This is a genomic window from Psychrobacter sp. CLB018 (assembly GCF_041222815.1).
GTDB lineage: Bacteria > Pseudomonadota > Gammaproteobacteria > Pseudomonadales > Moraxellaceae > Psychrobacter > Psychrobacter faecalis.
On the sequence record NZ_CP166085.1, the window covers coordinates 2,241,655 to 2,261,854 of the forward strand.

Annotated in this window: 15 protein-coding genes and 1 tRNA gene; 4 read left to right on the forward strand and 12 right to left on the reverse strand. The window is 44.2% G+C overall.

Annotated elements, in window-relative coordinates; all coding sequences use genetic code 11:
* Positions 1–117 precede the first annotated feature (117 nt).
* The 4 genes from uppS to rimO form a co-directional block, all read right to left on the reverse strand.
* A complete protein-coding gene (gene uppS, locus AB8P72_RS09450; RefSeq protein WP_238060759.1) occupies positions 118–876 on the reverse strand; it encodes a polyprenyl diphosphate synthase in 759 nt (252 codons plus the stop codon).
* A gap of 275 nt (positions 877–1,151) precedes the next feature.
* Positions 1,152–1,706 (reverse strand): ribosome recycling factor, encoded by a 555-nt coding sequence (frr, locus tag AB8P72_RS09455; protein WP_068404574.1) that lies wholly within the window; start codon positions 1,704–1,706, stop codon positions 1,152–1,154.
* 150 nt (positions 1,707–1,856) lie between these two features.
* The gene (gene pyrH, locus AB8P72_RS09460) at positions 1,857–2,582 is read right to left on the reverse strand and encodes a UMP kinase (protein ID WP_068404576.1); all 726 of its coding nucleotides are present in this window, start codon (positions 2,580–2,582) and stop codon (positions 1,857–1,859) included.
* Between the two features lie 206 nt (positions 2,583–2,788).
* Entirely contained in the window at positions 2,789–4,411 is a 1,623-nt protein-coding gene (gene rimO, locus AB8P72_RS09465; RefSeq protein WP_068404578.1) for a 30S ribosomal protein S12 methylthiotransferase RimO, read from the reverse strand.
* Positions 4,412–4,546: 135 nt separating this feature from the next.
* On the opposite strand from rimO, the gene AB8P72_RS09470 reads away from it, so the two are divergent.
* The 3 genes from AB8P72_RS09470 to AB8P72_RS09480 all read left to right on the forward strand — a co-directional run bounded on the left by AB8P72_RS09470 (position 4,547) and on the right by AB8P72_RS09480 (position 7,961).
* Entirely contained in the window at positions 4,547–5,899 is a 1,353-nt protein-coding gene (locus AB8P72_RS09470; protein ID WP_369957675.1) for a nitrogen regulation protein NR(II), read from the forward strand.
* A 53-nt stretch (positions 5,900–5,952) separates the two neighbouring features.
* Positions 5,953–7,656 (forward strand): nitrogen regulation protein NR(I), encoded by a 1,704-nt coding sequence (gene ntrC, locus AB8P72_RS09475; protein ID WP_369957676.1) that lies wholly within the window; start codon positions 5,953–5,955, stop codon positions 7,654–7,656.
* Between the two features lie 220 nt (positions 7,657–7,876).
* Positions 7,877–7,961: transfer RNA gene (locus tag AB8P72_RS09480), tRNA-Leu, on the forward strand.
* An 82-nt stretch (positions 7,962–8,043) separates the two neighbouring features.
* On the opposite strand, the gene AB8P72_RS09485 is transcribed toward AB8P72_RS09480, so the two are convergent.
* Complete coding sequence (locus AB8P72_RS09485) at positions 8,044–9,066, reverse strand: serine/threonine-protein kinase (protein ID WP_369957677.1); 1,023 nt, start codon at positions 9,064–9,066, stop codon at positions 8,044–8,046.
* 96 nt (positions 9,067–9,162) lie between these two features.
* Here AB8P72_RS09485 and AB8P72_RS09490 point away from each other — a divergent pair, with 96 nt between their 5' ends.
* Complete coding sequence (locus tag AB8P72_RS09490) at positions 9,163–10,128, forward strand: ATP-binding protein (RefSeq protein ID WP_369957678.1); 966 nt, start codon at positions 9,163–9,165, stop codon at positions 10,126–10,128.
* Positions 10,129–10,141: 13 nt separating this feature from the next.
* Here the strand turns inward: AB8P72_RS09490 and AB8P72_RS09495 are convergent, their stop codons facing one another.
* The 7 genes from AB8P72_RS09495 to AB8P72_RS09525 form a co-directional block, all read right to left on the reverse strand.
* Entirely contained in the window at positions 10,142–11,263 is a 1,122-nt protein-coding gene (locus AB8P72_RS09495) for an MBL fold metallo-hydrolase (protein WP_369957679.1), read from the reverse strand.
* A 68-nt stretch (positions 11,264–11,331) separates the two neighbouring features.
* Positions 11,332–11,595, reverse strand: a complete 264-nt coding sequence (locus tag AB8P72_RS09500; protein ID WP_369957680.1) for a hypothetical protein — start codon at positions 11,593–11,595, stop codon at positions 11,332–11,334.
* Between the two features lie 92 nt (positions 11,596–11,687).
* On the reverse strand, positions 11,688–12,356 hold the full coding sequence (locus AB8P72_RS09505; RefSeq protein ID WP_369957681.1) for a glutathione S-transferase: 669 nt from the start codon (positions 12,354–12,356) through the stop codon (positions 11,688–11,690).
* Positions 12,357–12,610: 254 nt separating this feature from the next.
* The gene (gene rarD / locus AB8P72_RS09510; protein WP_369957682.1) at positions 12,611–13,681 is read right to left on the reverse strand and encodes an EamA family transporter RarD; all 1,071 of its coding nucleotides are present in this window, start codon (positions 13,679–13,681) and stop codon (positions 12,611–12,613) included.
* A gap of 261 nt (positions 13,682–13,942) precedes the next feature.
* Entirely contained in the window at positions 13,943–15,013 is a 1,071-nt protein-coding gene (rarD, locus tag AB8P72_RS09515; protein WP_198328094.1) for an EamA family transporter RarD, read from the reverse strand.
* 196 nt (positions 15,014–15,209) lie between these two features.
* Positions 15,210–17,999 (reverse strand): DNA gyrase subunit A, encoded by a 2,790-nt coding sequence (gene gyrA / locus AB8P72_RS09520; protein ID WP_369957683.1) that lies wholly within the window; start codon positions 17,997–17,999, stop codon positions 15,210–15,212.
* A gap of 416 nt (positions 18,000–18,415) precedes the next feature.
* Positions 18,416–20,116, reverse strand: a complete 1,701-nt coding sequence (locus AB8P72_RS09525; protein ID WP_198328745.1) for a S9 family peptidase — start codon at positions 20,114–20,116, stop codon at positions 18,416–18,418.
* Between the last annotated feature and the right edge of the window lie 84 nt (positions 20,117–20,200).

Below are 20,200 nucleotides of genomic sequence, written 5' to 3' on the forward strand. Positions count from 1 at the left end.
CCATTAAACAGGATTAACGCCAATTAAAGCAGCTTATCATAGACCAAACAAGTGTAATTCAAACCTCGCGGACGACTTAAGCAATTATTTCTACAGCGCTTATTTGCTAAAATTATTTTAAGAAGTCTGCTGCTCTATTACTACTTGTTCGCTGGTTTTGCCAAAGCGGCGTTGGCGCTGAGCAAACTCTGTTATCATCGCAGCAAGTTCGGCTACTTTAAAATCGGGCCACAGGGTTTGAGTAAAAAACAGCTCCGCATAAGCAGATTGCCATAATAGGAAGTTTGACAAACGGTATTCGCCGCCCGTGCGTATCAACATATCAACCGCAGGCGCATCTGCTAATTGCACATATCCGCCAAGCATCTCTTTATCGATGTCTTCTGCGCGCAACTTGCCCGCTTCGACTTGCTGCGCCAACTGCTTAGCAGCATGGGCAATATCCCACTGACCACCGTAGCTAATAGCGATTACCAAGGTCATCGCTTCAAAGTCAGCAGTTTTTGCCTCGGCATCTAACATCAATGCTTGTAACTCTTCACTAAGCTGACTGCGATCACCAATAAAACGCAAGCGAATGCGATATTTTTGCATGCGCGGTAATTGCTCATTGATGGTTAAGCTCAACAAATGCATCAGCAAAGCCACCTCGCTCGGTGGACGTTGCCAATTCTCACTAGAGAAGGCAAAGACGGTTAAGACTTCAATGCCCGTGCTAACGCAATATTCGACAATAGGGTCTAGCGCATCTTTGCCAGCGATATGCCCCTGACCTTTGCCTAACTGATTGATTTTACCGTAGCGGTTATTGCCATCCATGATGACGGCGATATGCCGCGGGAGAAGCGCGGGAGATGAAGTATCTGAAATAGACATAGGCTGACTTGCTTGTGGTTTGGATAAAGTAAGGTGACGCGAATTATCGCCTGTTAAGAAAAATATTGCATATTTAGTAAATGACTTATTAAAAAACCTAAACTTAGCAAAAAACGCTTTCATAAAGGGTTTTTAACAAAACAATTACTTAAAAATGGCTTAATTTCTTATACAGCAATAAACAGCCAATATTTATTTAACACTGACTGTTTGTAGAGAAAAAATAATGCTAAAGCGTCGTCTTTAATCAAAGAGAAAAGACTGTCGCCTATCGCCTATACTTCCATCAAATCGCTTTCTTTTTTGCTCAAGCGGCTATCAATGGTTTCAATATATTTGTCAGTGATTTTTTGGATATCATCACTGGCGCGGCGCTCGTCATCTTCTGAAATCTCTTTCTCTTTTGCTAACTCTTTAATATCATTCATCATATCGCGGCGGATATTACGGATAGAAACGCGGCTGTTTTCCGCTTCACTGCGCGCAAGTTTTTGCATATCGCGGCGTGTGTCTTCGGTCAACGCTGGCATCGGTACACGAATAACGTCAGCAGTCATCGGGTTTAAGCCCAAATCTGCTTCGCGAATGGCTTTATCAATCGCTTGCACCATGCTACGCTCAAATGGCTGTACCAGTAAGGTGCGTGAGTCTTCGACGTTGACGCTGGCAACTTGATTCAATGGCGTATCGGCGCCGTAGTAGCTAACCATCACGCCAGATAGCATACCTGGGTGCGCGCGACCAGTACGTACTTTGCTAAAAGTCGTCTCAAGCGCTTCTAAGGTTTTTTGCATGCGTGCTTCGCCGTCTTGCTTAATCTCTTTAATCATCATGTATCCTTATTTATCGCTATCGATAAATCACTCATTATTGTTAGGTATAAAGTTGTTAGGTATAAATCTTATGCAACGATTGATGCTTACAACATCAATGATCTTTATTCATATAATCATTTAGTCATCTATAAAATAAGCGAGCGCTTAATGATAAACGCGCGTGCCTTCATTTTCGCCCATAATGACGTTTAATAGCGCATTAGGCTTGGTCATATCAAATACTTGTAGTGGGACGTTATGCTCGCGGCATAAAGCAATCGCTGTTAAATCCATGACGCCAAGTTTTTGCTCGAGCACTTCATCAAAGGTTAAACCGTCATATTTTTTGGCATCCGCATGGAGGCTTGGGTCTTTATCGTAAACGCCATCTACTTTGGTGGCTTTTAAAATTAAGCCCGCCTCGATTTCGATACCACGTAGGCAAGCGGCGGTATCAGTGGTAAAGAACGGATTGCCCGTGCCCGCGACAAAAATACACACTTCGCCATTTTTAAGATAACGAATGGCATTACGGCTACTATAGCTTTCAGTGACTTCGCCAATTGGCAATGCTGACATCAAACGCGTTTTAATATTACGGCGCTCGAGGGCATCACGCATGGCCAGACCATTCATCACAGTGGCTAGCATACCCATTTGGTCACCAGTGACACGGCCGACCAAGCCTTCTTGTTGCAACTGGGCACCGCGATACAAGTTACCACCGCCGACGACGATACCGACTTGTACTCCAAGTCCGCGTAAGTGGGCGATAGACAAGCTCATCTTATCGAGCACTTCGGTATCAATCCCCATCTCTTTGCCACCAGCTAAGGCTTCACCAGAAAGTTTTAGCAAGATACGAGAGTAACGCGGGTTTTTGTCAGACATGAGGTCACCTTGTTAGCATGAAATTATAATGAAAATAAGCGGTAAAACACAAATTGCATTGGACTTTAGCTTACCCTTTCAAATTATCCTAAATGGCATAATAAGCGCCAAAAACGATGTCAAATAGGTAAAAAGCCAAATTGCGCTAATTGTAGCAAAAACTGCCCACGATTGGGCAACTTTCACTCGGTTATCGTTGTGGCTCTCTAACCTTTATAACTGGCAAACAAATCATATTCGCTGGCGTCATCGATCGTGACGGTTAGGAACTGTCCAACTTTGACTTGCGCGGTGATATCATCGACATAGACGTGACCGTCAATCTCAGGTGCATCAGCATAACTACGACAAATCGCGATGCCTTCTTCATCATCAATCTCATCGACCAATACCATCAAGGTTTTACCGACTTTTTCTTGCAGCTTTTGTGCCGAAATCTCTTGCTGTAGTGTCATCAAACGCTCATAGCGTTCTTGCTTAACGTCTTCAGGTACATGATTTGGCAAATCATTGGCGACCGCACCTTCGACTTCTGAATACGTAAAAGCACCGACGCGATCAAGGCGCGCCTCGACCAGCCAATCAAGCAAGCACTGAAAATCTTCTTCGGTCTCGCCTGGGAAACCAACGACGAAGGTTGAACGAATAACAATATCAGGGCAAATCTCACGCCACGCTTTGATACGCGCCAAAGTATTTTCGCTATGCGCCGGACGTTTCATCGCTTTTAAAATACTGTGGCTAGCATGTTGGAATGGAATATCAAGATAAGGCAGTAGTTTTTTCTCGCCCATCAGCTCAACCACTTTATCGACATGCGGATAAGGATAAACATAGTGCAGGCGTACCCAAATACCCAAATCATTTAACGCTTGGCATAAGTCATAAAATTTCGACTTTAGCGGCATGCCATTCCAAAAGCTGGTTTTATATTTTAAATCCAGCCCATAAGCAGACGTATCTTGTGAGATAATCAGCAGCTCTTTCACGCCAGCGTTTTTCAGCGCCATTGCTTCATTCATCACGCTATCAATCGGCCGCGAAACCAAATCGCCACGCAAACTTGGAATGATGCAAAAAGTACAGCGATGGTTGCAGCCTTCTGATATTTTAAGGTACGCATAATGACTGGGGGTCAATTTAATCCCCGCCTCATTAATCAAATCTATCTTTGGATCATAGTTGCTATCTATATCGCGCTTGGGTTTGGGCACATGCTGCGAGACGGCAGTAATTACCTCATCATAAGCATGCGCACCGGTAACCGATAGCACAGCTGGGTGCATGGCACGGATTTTATCGGCCTCTTTACCCAAGCAGCCGGTGACAATCACTTTACCGTTTTTGCTAATCGCTTCACCGATGGCGTCCAAGGATTCTTGCACGGCTGACTCAATAAAACCGCAAGTATTAACCACAACCAAGTCTGCGCCTTCATAGTCGCTGGCAACTTGATAACCGTCACGACTAAGCTCGGTGATAATGCGCTCACTATCGACCAGCGCCTTTGGACAACCAAGCGATACAAAGCCAATCTTTGGCGCAGCGTTCACGGGCGCATCAATCGTCGCTGAATTGGCTAACGTCACATCGCTACTTTGCTCAATACTACGGTTTTGATTGTGATTGGCTTTATGGTGGTAAGGCTGGTTAGTGTTTGCTTGACTGACATCTGCCTGACTGCTTTCTTGCGCTATATTTGGCTTTGCAGGATTAAAAATAGTGGCAGTGTTTTTTGGCATAGAAGCTGATGAGGCAGAAGCTGACGATGTAGAAATTGATGAGGTGGTAACAGTCGTATTAAGCGACTCGGTAGAAGTGTTGGGCATGGCTGACCTTGCTAGAGATAAATTGGCTGTGCGCATTGTACGTTTTTTTTGTGATAATCGCCAGTTTTGCCGCGCTAGTGTGTTGATTTATGGTTAAATATTATCCCCAGTATCGCTTAATTTTAGGCATTATCCATGACGGCTGATTTGTCCATTGCCAAACCGAACCCAGATTCGACGTTTATATTACAGCATTTATTTACCGCTATTTTATGCGTTGATGAAGCGCTGACCATTAGGTGGCTAAATGCGCAAGCCGAGCAGCTGCTTGCCATTAGCAGCGGACGTTTGCGAGGTCAATCAATCTTGACCCTGCTTGCGCCCGATGAGTTGACGTTGAAAGACAGTCTTATTAGGAATAATAATCGAGAAGACAAAACTTACTCTTTGACGGAGCGTTTTAGTCAAGCAAAACACTATCAACAGCCGTTTATTGATCATGATCACCTTATACACACCCAGCTAAACGGCGGACTGACGTTATCTGTGGATTATAGCGTGACGCCCGTTAGCGATGAGCAGCAGTCTTATTTTATTATAGAGATATGGGGCAAAGACCGGCAAAGTCGTATTTCAGAAGAACAGCGCCAGCAGCAGCAATATAGCGTCGCCCGTCATATGTTACGCTCGGTCGCCCATGAAATTAAAAATCCATTGGCAGGTATTCGCGGGGCGGCGCAATTATTACAGCGGCAATTTATTAAGTTTAATGAATTTTCTGCTATTGTGAATGAAAATTTGAATGTAACGGATGAAAATAACCTGAAAAAGAATGCGGCAAAGCTGCGGAGTTATACTGATATTATCATTTCAGAAACCGATCGTTTGACCCAGTTGATTGGTCAGCTTCTTGGCTCTCATCAATTGCCAAACTGGCAAATGCTCAATATCCATGAACCGCTAGAGCACGTTTTGGCTTTAATCATTCATCAATATCCAGACGTGGTGCTACAACGTGATTATGATTTATCGTTACCTGAGTTATGCGCGGATAAAGATCAATTAATCCAAGTGCTTTTAAACCTGATGAATAATGCTTGCGAATCGATGACTGAGTTTGAGCAAACGCTGCAGCAAAATACGCCAGCCACGTTTGGCAACTTTCCATCAGCTATTGCGCAGAAACACTCTGATATTAATGATAACTATCAACCTAAGCTGCATATCCAAACTCGGGTTGTTTTTCAGCATACCATCGGTAGCTTGCAGCACAGACAAGTCTTGCAAATCACCATTACCGATAACGGCTCGGGGATAAACGACGCATTAATCGGTCAGATATTTTTCCCGATGGTGACCAACCGCGCAGCTGGTACAGGTCTAGGTTTATCCATCGTCCAAGATATCATCAGCCGCCATCATGGTATGATTGACGTCAGCTCAAAGCAAGCACAAGGTTTTAGCGGCAGTTTTAAAAGTCATTATCAGCACAATCAAACCCGCTTTACCCTCTACCTGCCTTTTTCTCAGCCAAGCGCTGACCGTTAAGGCTAAGATTTTATATTCATTTTCCATTTCTCACTGCTTATTAGGCGAAACCCATGACTCAGTATAATGACGCGAAATACCTTACGAGCAATGAGCAAATCTCTATGGTCACCGTGGATAATAATCCTGCTGCCACTCCCGCGACGTTATGGCTTATCGATGATGATGCGGCGCTGCGCTTGATCTTGGCAGATACCTTTGAAGAGGCAGGCTTAACGGTTATTAGCTTTACCCAAGCGCAAGCAGCGTGGACGCGCCTGAACGATATCTTGCAACAGCATGAAGCAGCCGACCAGCTACCAGATGTGATATTGACCGATATTCGTATGCCAATGATGGACGGTCTGTCATTTAGTGATTGGGTACATCAGCATTTTGCTACGCTACCGATTGTGATTATGACCGCGCATTCCGACCTGAGCTCTGCTATTAATAGCTATCAAACTGGCGCGTTTGAATATCTGCCCAAACCCTTTGATTTAGATGAAGCGGTTGCTACAATTTATAAAGCCATTAATTATCAGCCGAATTTAGTAATAGCAAGTCATGCAGATGATCCTGCCCACAAAGACAACAAGAAAATTAACCAGAAAGACAGCAAGAAAACCAAAACGACCACCGAACTTAAATCTAAACCTAAAAACCCAACAGGTAGCGATATCAATAACAATCCGAGCGGTATCATTGGTCAATCACAAGCGATGCAAACGGTATTTCGCGCGATTGGACGCTTAGCGCATTCTCCTATTACCGTTTTGATTACTGGTGAATCAGGCACAGGTAAAGAGCTGGTGGCAGGCGCGCTTCATGCCCATTCTCCAAGGGCGCAGCAACCTTTTATCGCTCTGAATATGGCCGCTATTCCGCATGACTTGATTGAGTCAGAATTGTTTGGTCACGAAAAAGGCGCTTTTACTGGGGCGACGACGACGCGGCAAGGTCGTTTTGAGCAAGCGGACGGCGGCACGCTATTTTTAGATGAAATCGGCGATATGCCATACAGTACCCAGACGCGACTGCTGCGCGTACTGGCCAACGGTGAGTTTTTTCGCGTCGGCGGACAGCAGCCGGTCAAAGTCAATGTACGCATCATTGCCGCTACCCACCAAAACTTAGAAGAATTGGTCAAACAAGGCAAATTTCGTGAAGATTTATTTTATCGCCTTAATGTGATTCGTATGCCCTTGCCGCCCTTACGCACGCGCCCTGAAGATATTCCTGCATTAGCTACCTACTTTATGCAGCGCGCCGCCAAACAATTAAATAGCGCCGAAAAGCAGCTGCATCCTACCACGCTTCAGATGATGCAATCTTTTGCGTGGCGCGGTAATGTTCGTCAACTTGAAAACGTTTGCCTTTGGTTGACGGTAATGACCACGGGCGACATCGTTATGATTGAGGATTTGCCGCCAGAGCTGCTAGACAATGCTGACCCTAATGTAGAGCAACAAAGCAATGCGGCATATCACGTGCATCAAAACATGCAAAACAGCCAGAACAGTCAACTGACCCAAACGAATGATAAGCAAAGCTGGCAGCAAGCGTTGGCTATATGGGCGAAGCAGTCTTTGCAAACGGGTGAAACCGATATTTTACAAACCGCAACGCCCGAGTTTGAGCGTGTGTTGCTGCAAGCTGCTCTCAATCATAGCGGCGGTAAAAAAATAGCTGCCGCCAACTTACTGGGTTGGGGGCGCAATACTTTGACGCGCAAATTACAGCAATTAGAGATTACCGCATCAGAGCAAAATAATTGAAATTAAAACCAGAAATCATTATAAAAAATTCCTATAAATATCAAATATTTATGAAATTTAGCAAAAATAATGGCCAAATAATTAAAAAAAATCGCAAATAGGGGTTGCCAAACGATTCAAACTCTATATAATAGCCAACCACTGAGACGCACTACCGAATCAGTTAACTATCTCGATGGCATTTGAATTTAACTGCCTTTGATGATAGAGTAACGAAAATGGGGCTGTGGCGGAATTGGTAGACGCACCAGATTTAGGTTCTGGCGCCGCAAGGTGTGAGAGTTCGAGTCTCTCCAGCCCCACCATTTTCGGATAGTACATCTTAGACCAAATATTAAAGCCTGCTTTTTAGCAGGTTTTTTTGTGTCTAGCATTTAGCGTTCATGATTATAACCTTTTCAAATCCATCACGATTTCTTCCATACTTGGATAACGTTTTTCAATTCTCTTCGCCAACGCTTTATTGATAATACGTTGATAGCGACTATACTCTAACGGCAATGTTGCGATTGGCTGTTGGCAATGCTGAGTCGCCCATTCTCTTAACGGCGCACCACTCGGATTATCAATCTTAAACGGTCGCATGCCCGTTAATATTTCATATAGCATTATCCCAAACGCATAAATATCGCTTTGCAGCGTTGCGCCTTGCCCTTGCCAGCGTTCAGGGGCAAGGTAAGCGGGCGTGCCAGCATTATTTTCCGTACTATTTTTCTTATTTATTTGAGTAATACCATTATTAATGGGTTCTGCCAAAGCAAAGTCAGTCAATAATAAATTAGGTACGATACCGCCAATAGCCGTATGACTTGGCACGAAAGCATCTAGCAAAATATTACTCGGCTTAATATCATTATGCAGCCAGCCTATGCGATGTAAATCGGCAATAAGTTTTGCTGCTTGAATGATTAATTGCTGCTTTTGCTCGGTAGTCAGGCTTTGCCTTAAATAATGCGCCACACTGCCGTTGGCATAATTTGGCATAACAACAATGGTGAGTGTTTGACTGTTATTTAATACTTGTAGCTGTAAATGATGACTGGCTAATAGCGGCGGCGCGATAGAAGAAAATCTACCCTGATGGTTCGAGAGCTGATTGATAAATTTTAGAACGTCGGCCTCATAAGATACATCAGATCCGTTTCGATGAGCATCTGTACTTAATTGCCATTTCATCATGACCTCACCAAACTGGGGATGCTTGGCGCGTGTTAAACCTTGATATTCAAGCGCATTAGTGACATTCTGCTGACTGATACGCTGATGTGTTATCTTATTATACTGCAAGTCCAAGAATGCTATGCTCAATATAGGCAGAATTTGCTGCGCATCCGTTTGCAACGTTTGTTTTGCCAAGTCTTGCTTGGGCTTTGCTTGAATTGCAGCTTGATTACTGGCACTATTTTTCATGATAAGTGCTGCCTTGATGTATGTACTTGATAGATGTAATAGGCAATCTGCCATTTTTATGATTATAAGTAACTAAATTATAAGCGACTATGTATTATGCCCCAATCTACTACGCCTGTTATGAATTACGCCCTACCCGACCATGTATTAAATTTACTTGAGCAGTATTTGCAAGAGCAGGTCACGCCAACTATCGAGATTGATCCTGCCCAGCTTGCTTATCGTTGGGTTGGCGGTCAACAAGGGCACCTGGAGCCGTTGGCAGTGAATTTGTTTTTAAGTTTAGATGACTTGCATGGTATCGATACGCAAAAGGCAAAACTGGTACAAAACACGCGCCAGTTTTTAAAGGGCTATCCTGCCAATCACGTCCTGATGACAGGCACACGCGGCGCTGGCAAGTCATCGCTGATTCGGGCACTGCTACAAGCCTATCATAGCGAAGGGCTACGTATCATCGAAATCGCTCGCGATGACCTGCGGATGCTTGATAAGATACGCGCTGCGATTAATGCGCTACCAGCGGACTGTGGTTGCCGTTATGTGGTGTACTGTGATGATTTGGCATTTAACGGTCAAGATGAGAGTTACCGAACGCTAAAAAGTGTGTTGGACGGCGCACTGGATTCCGAGCAAGACAAGCTACTCGTCTATGCCACCAGTAATCGTCGCCATCTTTTGCCGCAGTTGATGAAAGACAATGTCAATATTTATAACGGTCAGACTGACGAGGTCAACCCTTATGAAACCATTGATGAAACGGTCTCCTTGTCTGATCGCTTTGGACTTTGGCTGTCCTTTCATCCGATGGATCAAAACACGTATTTACACATCGTGCGCCATTATTTATCACTTTCGCCAAACCGCAAGCTAGATAATGCGAGTGACGTTAAAGAAAGTAATCATCATGCAGAGGAAAATAATACGCTACCTGACGACATTAGAGCAGCAGCATTACGCTGGGCATCAGAGCGCGGTGGCCGCTCGGGGCGCGTGGCCTATCAATTTAGCCGTTACTGGATAGGACAAATGCAATTAGCAGCTGAGGACAATCAATCTTAAATATGACTATAAGTCATGAATGATGGTCGCGTGCAGAGCCTAGATACTGTACGCGGCTCCCCTCTTCTGCGCTTACTAAGTCAGCTGCGCCATTTACCATATATTGATCAAAGTCAGCGGCTAACCATAGATTGCCTTGATAAGCACTTTGGGCATCCAAGCGGATATGCGCCATATTGGGCGTATCACTATGAGGATTATCAAAGCTTTGATAACGCGCGCTAAAATGGGTCAAAATTAAATTTTTAACGCTGTTTTCTTGGGCAAATTGACCGACCGATTGCGCGCTACTGTGCATCGGATCAAAGTCTGGGTTTTTTGCCTGAATCTTATTTAACACCTCATGGGTATAAGTGGCTTCGTGTACCAATAAATCGGCATCGACTACCGCAGCACTTAGGCACTCTGGCGTATCGTTATCGCCCGCCACCACAACCTTTGTGCACTGACTATTATTATCGACGTAATCGGCTGAATAAAGTGTGCGACCATCCTCGGCTGTGACATCTTTGCCTTGCTGCAGCTTGCCCCACAGCGCGCCCGCTGGAATACCATCGGCTGTCAATTTATCGGTATTCAGCGTACGGCGGCTGATAGTTTGGGTAATGGCAAAGCCATAAGAGGCCACGCGATGTGATAAAGGATGAATATCTATAACCAGCTGATGCTGGTGGTCTAAATTGATCGTTACTTTACCTTTATGCTTATCATTTGGCTCAGACAACAAATCTTCTATCGCCATAAAGTTAATAACAAATGGAAAATATAGCTCTGTCGTCAAAGTTATCGCTTCAAGCAACGTGGCGATTGCTTTTGGCGCAACGATGATTAACGGCTCACGGCGACCTGACATTGCTGCACTCGCTAGTAGCCCTGGCAGACCATAACAATGGTCGCCATGCACATGAGTGATGCAAATGGCTTGGAGCTGATGTAAAGATAACTTAGTATGTAAGAGCTGCTGCTGTGTGCCTTCGCCGCAGTCAACCAACACCCAAGGCCGTGATTTTTTAGATTGAGTCGTGTTTTGGGTGTTTGAGGCATAGGGATTAAGAGACTCAACAGCTAATGCGGTAACATTACGCTGCTTGGTTGGCACGCCCGCTGAGGTGCCCAAAAAGGTAAGCTTTAACATAGGCAAACTCTTTATCTAAATACTTTTTATAGCGACGTTCTTATAGTGATGTTTTTATAAAGACGACTTTATAAAGACTGGCATAGCATGGTTCTTTGACCCTCAATCATTTGCCCACCATTGGCCGTACATTCATTGACCATATTGGATTCATAGGATTTCCAGCCACCATAAAAGCTCGCAAGGCATAGGAGTACTACCAGTAGCTTTTGTGACCAAGCTTTGATAGAAACCTGCTGGTTATTGCTATGACCTTCAGCCATATTAATGGGTTGTTCGGTAACCGCACCAACATCCGTCGTCTGGTTGTTTGTTTTATTTAAGTCTGTCATTTTTTATCCTAAAAAAGGTTTTGTCTATAAATAAACAAAACCTTTATTTTAATATGAATTCAGTCATTTATTAATGATGAAGTGTGCTGCATCTAAAACTTTAAACGCCCACCTTTTTCTTCTGCACGTTTAAAAGCGTCGCGCTCTTCACAGCGTTTTAGCCAGTTTAAGATATTGGCGTATTTACTGCTATCTAAACCTGCTCCCGCATTGGCACCGACGACCGCAAGATGCATCTGAATATCCGCGGCACTGAACTCTGCGCCTGCAAACCAATGATTATCTTGCAGATGTTGCTCCATCATGGCCAGCATTGTATCCAAACTTTTGCTAATCATGCTTTTTTCGACCTGATTGCGAATGCTTTTGCTCACAGGTTTGATCAGCATCGGCGATTGCTCAACCACTTTGGTAAAGACCAGACGCATGACCAATGGCGGCATGAGTGACGCTTCTACAAAATGTAGCCAAAACGTATAAGCATCCCATGCCGCTTCATTGTCATCAGCAGGCTTAAATTGATGTTCTTTATCATAATGCTTAATCAAGTACTCAATGATAAATCCCGACTCGACGAGCGCACGGTCGTTTACCTCTAATATGGGCGCATGACCAAGCGGATGTACTTGTTTTAAACTGTCTGGGGCGCGGTAAGCCTTGTTGCGCTCGTAACAGGTCAATTTATAATCGAGTCCAAGCTCTTCTAATAGCCATAAAATACGAAACGAGCGTGAATTTGCTAAATGATGAAGATGTAACATAAACCATCCTAGTTATAATGTGAATAAGCGATAATCTTAAATAAGACATATATTAATAGGCTACGCCCGCCCTTCACTATTGACTCTTATTGAGCACAATTGAACGTTACGAAACATGATTGAGCAAGGCGCCCTTATTGTCGATAATAGCGCAATTAATCGCCCTTTAATACAGAAACTATGTAGAGCAATAACGAAAAATATAATGAAAAACAATGCTTGCTGAGTCTAATTGAGCGCCTTTATAGCAAAGCTTACTTAGCATGTAGCTCTTCGATTTTGCGCGTTATCTTGTCAATTTTTTGCTGGTACTTTCTGATTTTACGAAACCGATGCGCAATCAAAACCCCTTTGATACGGCGATTTTTTAGGCGGCGGCGCGGCGGGAAACTGCCGACTTGTGGCTCATTGTACGCTTGCAGGCGGTCATGACGCTTACGTGTCAAGTAACCAAGCGCACTATCAGCAATCATAATCAGCAGCGCAACAACAATCATGCCATACATAAACAGCGAGCCGCCGTCATTGATACTTTGGTGCAAAATGGTGATGGAAAATATAAATAAAAATATCGGCTCAAGGTAGCATAAAGTGCCAAATAGCGACACGGGTAGCTTTTGGCTAGCAACCATGGTCAGCGCCATCGCCGCCGTACTAATAATACCGAGTAGCGGCAATAGATACCACAACTTATCGGTCGCGAACGCCAGCTTAAAACCGCCGCTTAAGTATAATATCACCAACACCACCGGCGTTAATAACACCAAATCCGAGATAAGTCCGGTGATGGGCGGTACGGCAAGCTTACGCCGCAGCAAATAGTAAGGCGGATAACCCAAACAGACAAATAAAGTCGCCCAAGAAATAGCGCCATATTGCCACACATCATAGCCAATACCGAGCGCCGCACAAATAGTCGCAAGCCATTGCAGCAAGCTCATGTCTTCATTATAAAAAAAGCGCCCCACGACAATCATAATCATCGGGTATAAAAAGTAACCCAAGGTCACCTCTAAACCTAAATCATTGACCGGCGCCCACATAAATATCCAGATTTGCGCACCCAAAATCGGCGTAGGAATGATAAATAAAAACCACTCTTTGGCCGTCTTTAAGGTTTTTAAATAATCAAAAATATGCTGCCATTGTTTCAGCGCACTGACCAGTAGCACCAAACTGAGTAGCATCATCAGCACGCGCCAAGCAGCGACTTGCGTCCCTGATAACGGCTGCATCAATAGACCAAATAAAAACAACCCTGCATATAAAAAGTTTGCGGCGACTGCAACGATGGTGCCTTGCGACGTCTGATTGGTGAGGAGCATAACAATTGCCTTTAAAAATAAGCGCACGTCCTTGGCAATTTTGAAAAAAAACAAAAGCCTCAGACGCGAACGTCGGAGGCCTTTTGTCTATGAGCGCTGTCGTTGATAAAACCTTTTATCCAACTAAATAAAATTAAGATAAACGCTTGTGTATCTCATGCTCAGCATTATGTCAAAGTCGGCATAGATACGCAATACATCGGCTTAACCCGTCTGTTCATTTAAAAATCAGGCTTATTCATTTGCCATACATGTAAAGATTTATTTGCTATCAAGCTGCTCGATTTTACGCTGTATGCTATCGAGTTTCCTTTGATAACGACGCATCTTACGGAAACGATGTGCGGCTAACACCCCATCGATACGGTAATTTATCAAGCGGCGACGCGGCGGAAAACCGCCCACTTGTGGCTCGCGGTAGCCATGCAAATGGTTGTCGCGGCGGCGACGAAGATAACCCATCACACTATCAGCAATCATAATAAATAGCGCCAGCGTAATCATGCCGTACATAAATAACGAGCCGCCTTCCTCAATGCTCTGGTTTAACACGGTGATAGATAACACAAACAATAGCATTGGTTCTACATAACTTAGGGCACCAAATAACGAGACGGGTAATTTACTACTCGCAATCATGGTCAATGACATCGCAAGCGCACTAAACGCGCCAAGCAGCGGTAATAAATACCAAAACTTCATGTTTTGTGCCGCCACGCTAAAGCCGCCACTGCTGTATAACATAATAAGTACCACTGGCGTCAGCAAGGTCAAATCTGACAACAAACCAGTAATCGGCGGTACGGCAAGCTTACGCCGCAGCAGATAGTAAGGCGGATAACCCAAGCAGACAAACAACGTAACCCAAGAGATGGTGCCATATTGCCAAATATCATGACCGATACCTAAAGCGGCCAACAGTGCCGCTAACCACTGTAGCGCGCTCATATGCTCATAGTAAAAAAAGCGCCCCAATATGATCATCACCAGCGGCAATAAAAAATAGCCCAAAGTGACGTCAAGCCCAAAGCCATTGACCGGCGCCCACATAAATAGCCAAATTTGCCCACCCAAAATCGGCGTCGGCAAGATAAATATCAGCCATTCTTTTGGCGTTTTTAAGGTTTTTAAATAGTCAAAGACATGTTGCCACTGCTTAGTAAAGCTGACCAATATAAGCAAACTCAACAGCATCATCAATATGCGCCATGATGCTACCTGTGTTCCTGTCAAGGGCAGCATAAATAACCCAAACAAAAACATCATCGAGAATAAAAAACTCGATGATATTGCGGCTAACGTTCCTTGAAAAGTTTGATTGGTCGTAAGCATAACAACGGCCTTAAAAAATAGCGCTTAATAGATATTATTTATCATAATTTTATAGAAGCTAAGCATACAAAGTTAAAAGCTAAAAAACACGCTGTAAGAATAAACAGCGCTCAGAAAAAAGCCTCCAACGATGACGTCAGAGGCTTATTCTAGAGCAGTATTACTCACTAAACTAAAAAGCTAACAACTGATATGGTTACTCGTCATCGTCGGTGTTTTCATCAGCTACATCATTTGACGTTTCATCAGCTACATCATTTGACGTTTCATCATCTAACGTATAGTCATTGGCAATATCGATAACATCGTTGACGTCGGTCGTCGCGCTGTTGCCAGTTTCGGCATCAATATCGATTTGTTCTTGACCCTCTACGCCAAAAGTACCATCTTCTTTCATCGCCTCGACCAACTCGTCGTCGCCCTCTTCGTTCTCAACGCACGCCATGGCCACCAGTTTTTCATCTTTTGACAGACGAATCAAGGTAACGCCTTGGGTATTACGACCCGAGCTTGCCACTTGTTCAACGGGCGTACGAACCAGCGTGCCTTTATCAGAGATTAAGATAATATCGTCTTCAGGCTCAACCTTGGTCGCCCGAACCAAGGCGCCATTACGGGCGCTGGTTTTGATAGCAATAACACCGCCACCGCCGCGATTTTGAGTATTAAATTCTTCGACAAAGGTACGTTTACCAAAGCCATTTTCACAAGCGATAAGGATTTCGCGCACATCATCTTCGATAACCACCAGCGATTTGATAAATTCATCGGCTGCCAGACGCATACCGCGCACACCTTTAGCAGTACGGCCCATCACGCGCGCATCATTTTCATCAAAACGAATGGCTTTACCGCTCGAAGCAAATAACATCACTTCTTGACTGCCATTGGTAATACGGGCGCTGACCAATTTATCATCATCTTCTAGGCCAACAGCAATCAAACCGTTCGAGCGAATATTGGCAAACTGTTCAAGCTCAACACGCTTAACCGTACCATTTGCCGTGGCAAAGAAGACAAAATGCCCGCTCACATCCGCGGTATTTTGCGGTATTGGCAATATCGTGGTGACCGTTTCATCAGCATTTAAACCAATCAAATTCACTAGCGGACGACCACGCGAACCGCGGCTGGCAATCGGCACTTCAAAACCACGTAAGCTAAATACACGGCCTGTGTCGGTGAAACACAATACCGTTGCGTGCGTTGAGGTCACAACTAAGTGATCAATCACATCGTCTTCTTTCATCGCGGTTGCAGATTTGCCTTTACCGCCACGCTTTTGCGCCACATAATCGTCAATCGGCTGCGTTTTTGCATAGCCCGTACGCGATACCGTCATCACAACGGTTTGCTCTGGGATCAGATCTTCACGATTAAAGTCCATACGGGAATCAATGATATCGGTACGACGCTCATCACCGAAGTTTTCACGAATCTCAATCATCTCGTTTGAGATAATGGTCATTAATTTATCAAAATCACCAAGAATTGACTCTAAATGAGCGATTTCACGTAATAAATCTTGGTATTCTTCGGTCAATTTGTCTTGCTCAAGCCCCGTCAGACGATGCAGCTGCATGTCTAAAATGGCATTGACCTGCTCAAGGGATAAGCGATAGCTTTCTTGATTGTCAATCAGACCAAACGGCGCTTTTGGGTCTTCACCTTCGATGAAGTCTGGACGTACCGACTGGCTACCTGCCGCAGTTAGCATCGCAACGACGCTGCCTGAACCCCACGTATTATTGAGTAGGTTTTCACGAGCAAGGCCGCGGTTTGCAGAGGCTTTAATCGTCGCAATAATCTCGTCAATATTGGCTAAGGCAACAGTTAAGCCTTCTAATAAGTGACCACGAACGCGGGCTTTATTAAGCTCAAAAATAGTACGACGCGTCACCACTTCTTGACGATGGCGGACAAAGGCGGCAATTAGCTGACGCAAAGTCAACAGCTTTGGCTGACCGTTATCAAGCGCCACCATATTGATACTAAAGCTAGATTCGAGCGGCGTTTGCAAGAACAAGTTATTGACAATCACTTCTGCCGTTTCACCGCGGCGCAAATCGATGGCGATACGCATACCGTCTTTATCAGACTCGTCACGAATCTCCGTAATGCCTTCGATTTTTTTGTCGCGTACCAGCTCAGCAATACGCTCAATCAGTTTGGCTTTATTGGTTTGATAAGGTACTTCGGTAAAGACAATGCGCTCACGGTCACGGTTGACGCCCGTATCGCTCATTGGCTCAATGATATAGCGACCGCGTACATGCAAGCGGCCTTTACCCGTGCGATAAGCGTCTAAAATACCCGCCCGACCATAAATCACACCGCCGGTAGGAAAGTCAGGCCCTGATATATGCGACATCAACTCTTCGGCTGATATTTGCGGGTTTTCGGCATACGCTAAGCAGGCATTAATCACCTCAGTCAGGTTGTGCGGTGCCATATTGGTCGCCATACCAACCGCAATACCGGTTGCGCCATTGACCAATAAGTTTGGAATACGCGCAGGCAAGACGCTTGGCATACGCTCAGAGCCATCGTAGTTGTCTTCCCAATCGACCGTATCTTTATCCAAATCCGCTAGCATTTGGTGAGTCAGCTTGGTCATACGCACTTCGGTATAACGCATCGCCGCCGGTGGATCATCGTCAATCGAACCAAAGTTTCCTTGCCCATCAACCATCGGATAACGCAAGCTAAAGTCCTGTGCCATCCGTACAATTGCATCATAGACCGCACTATCACCATGCGGGTGATATTTACCGATGACATCACCGACCACACGTGCTGATTTCTTATAAGGTTTGTTATAATCATTGGACAACACATGCATCGCGTACATCACACGGCGGTGCACTGGCTTAAACCCATCACGCACATCAGGCAGCGCGCGCGAGACGATCACGCTCATCGCATAATCCAGATAGGACTGCTTTAATTCATCCACGATGGCAATAGGACTGATCGAGTCGCTCATATACACTCCTTTATTCACATTCTTTTTCTAGTATTTGGCTCGGTTAAAAATGCTGATAGTTGTACAAAAATAAAGGCGCTAAAAAGCGTCATTATCCATGATATACAGACTATAAAAAGCGTTATCAAACAGGCTAAACAATACGAAAATGGCGATACGGTTTTTGTTAGAAATAACGTTTAATTGAAGAAGCTATTTTAACACATTTTTGTCTATTTAGGGGATTGTAGATGCTATTAAAATCAAGCAAAACAGCTGATTAGCGCTCGTTTTTATCTTTAGCGATAAGGATAAAAACGACTTTAATAATTGGGCATTGCCTTTGCTGTTTTTAAAGGCTATTTCATAAAAAAACTGCATCCAAAGGATACAGTTTTTTTTATTAGTATGAATATTAGACTCAAACTTAAACAATCTTACGATTGATTAAAATTTTGCTCAAAGAACTTACGGGTGGCTTGTGTACAAGCAGTGCTGACCAGACCAGCGTGGTAAGTACTAGCTACAGTAAATTGCGCAGCATCTTCGCCCACTTTAACAGCCAATAGATCAGCCTGAGCGGCTGTTTTACCGTCGGCAAGCGCTTTTTGATAAGCATTGGTGTAAGCTTTTGTATAAGCCGTTGTAGAGACTTGATCAACCGTACCTGTAAATTTAGTTTGGACATCAGTTATTGCTGAGGTGAGCATCCATGGGTTATCTAGTGCTGAACCGATCGGGGTTATTGGATTTTGTACACGATCATCATTGTTAGTAGTATCAACATCTAGAACTGTAACGTTAAGTTTATTCGCAGAATCAGCGTTTGCTTGTTGTAATATGGCAGCCATTGAGCCACTATTCAGATCAAAAAATACAGTTGGATCTTGATTACCACCACAGATAAGCGTAGGCATTTGAGGAATGAAGTCACGCAAATCATTATCTTTTAGAGCTTTACGCAATTCATTTTGCGGGCTAGCCGCTGGTAGTAAACCATTCCCTCCCACTAAACCATCAGGATTTGACCGAACATCTGCTAGGTAAGCGGCACGAAAACTGGTTTGAATCAAATAGTTTTCTTCTGCAAAACCAAATTTATCACTGGGTGAAACAGGGTCAAGCTGAGGTATTTCTGTCGGTGCTGACTGAAATAAAGCGGTCTTTGGTAATTTACCAGTCTTTATCAAGTCTTCAAAACTTGATGTTGTTGGTAGCTTAGTATCCGCATACTGTTTGGAAAAAATTTCCGTTGGATTGCGATAAATTTTATTATCTACTTTTTGCAAACTCACAGCTAATAACGGAACGAAGGCAGTGGCGCCAGCATTCACATTACCTGAAACTATAGCATCACCAAAAGCAGCTAGGGCATAAGGCCCTGATGATGGTGCAATGGCGGTAACAACTCTATTTTGATCCTGTAATAAACGAGCCGTCGCCATAGCTACGTGCCCGCCTTGTGAATAGCCGGTTATGAATAACTTACCAGAATCTTTGACCTTGACATAGTTAGCATTATTGGCAGTTTGCTGTTGTTTAATAAGCGCACGCGCCGTATCTAGTGCAGTGACCATCTCCTCTGATTGCTGCTTTGCATTTAAGTAGGGATGATAATCTAAAGTAGAGGTATCGTACCCTGCATAGTTTGGTACGACTACAATATAACCTTGCGCTGCGAAGTTCGCGGCCATCAGCGTGGCTCTAACACCTGCTGGATTATCAGTATTACCCACTTGCGTGAAATCATAGTTTTTTTCAGTCGCTGTACCGTGGGCATGTAATAATACAGGACGGTCACCTTGACACTTATCAGCACTACCACTGGGTAGCATCAAAGCAGCCGTTGCATTGGTTGCCTCACCTGCTGACCCTTTAGTTTGGTAGCTAATTTTTTCTACGGTTACACCGCAAATAGCATCTGGTGTTACTGCTTTACCTATTTCTGAGGCTTCTTCCAACTCTTGATCTATTTGAGCAGCAGTAAAAGAGGCGATATGTTGGGGCGTATTATTAAAACCAATCTTATCATTATCGTCATTACAACCAACGAGCAATAAGCTACTGGCAATGGCGATCGATAATAGACCACGCGTCATGGCGGGTTTGTTTATAATGGATGAATTGGGTAAGACCATGATTGCTATCCTTAGCAGTGATAAACAGAAAATTGCCTGAAATCCTAGGCAATGGACAAGTGTAGTTTAGTTTAGATACTTTAA

Bases quoted from the DNA above. Each gene is read 5' to 3' on its own strand.
- AB8P72_RS09505 (WP_369957681.1), bottom strand. From the start codon at position 12,356: ATGTTACATCTTCATCATTTAGCAAATTCACGCTCGTTTCGTATTTTA.
- frr (WP_068404574.1), bottom strand. From the start codon at position 1,706: ATGATTAAAGAGATTAAGCAAGACGGCGAAGCACGCATGCAAAAAACC.
- AB8P72_RS09490 (WP_369957678.1), top strand. From the start codon at position 9,163: ATGCCCCAATCTACTACGCCTGTTATGAATTACGCCCTACCCGACCAT.
- AB8P72_RS09525 (WP_198328745.1), bottom strand. From the start codon at position 20,116: ATGGTCTTACCCAATTCATCCATTATAAACAAACCCGCCATGACGCGT.
- AB8P72_RS09470 (WP_369957675.1), top strand. From the start codon at position 4,547: ATGACGGCTGATTTGTCCATTGCCAAACCGAACCCAGATTCGACGTTT.
- AB8P72_RS09495 (WP_369957679.1), bottom strand. From the start codon at position 11,263: ATGTTAAAGCTTACCTTTTTGGGCACCTCAGCGGGCGTGCCAACCAAG.
- rarD (WP_198328094.1), bottom strand. From the start codon at position 15,013: ATGCTTACGACCAATCAAACTTTTCAAGGAACGTTAGCCGCAATATCA.
- rarD (WP_369957682.1), bottom strand. From the start codon at position 13,681: ATGCTCCTCACCAATCAGACGTCGCAAGGCACCATCGTTGCAGTCGCC.
- pyrH (WP_068404576.1), bottom strand. From the start codon at position 2,582: ATGTCTGACAAAAACCCGCGTTACTCTCGTATCTTGCTAAAACTTTCT.
- gyrA (WP_369957683.1), bottom strand. From the start codon at position 17,999: ATGAGCGACTCGATCAGTCCTATTGCCATCGTGGATGAATTAAAGCAG.
- rimO (WP_068404578.1), bottom strand. From the start codon at position 4,411: ATGCCCAACACTTCTACCGAGTCGCTTAATACGACTGTTACCACCTCA.
- ntrC (WP_369957676.1), top strand. From the start codon at position 5,953: ATGACTCAGTATAATGACGCGAAATACCTTACGAGCAATGAGCAAATC.
- AB8P72_RS09485 (WP_369957677.1), bottom strand. From the start codon at position 9,066: ATGAAAAATAGTGCCAGTAATCAAGCTGCAATTCAAGCAAAGCCCAAG.
- AB8P72_RS09500 (WP_369957680.1), bottom strand. From the start codon at position 11,595: ATGACAGACTTAAATAAAACAAACAACCAGACGACGGATGTTGGTGCG.
- uppS (WP_238060759.1), bottom strand. From the start codon at position 876: ATGTCTATTTCAGATACTTCATCTCCCGCGCTTCTCCCGCGGCATATC.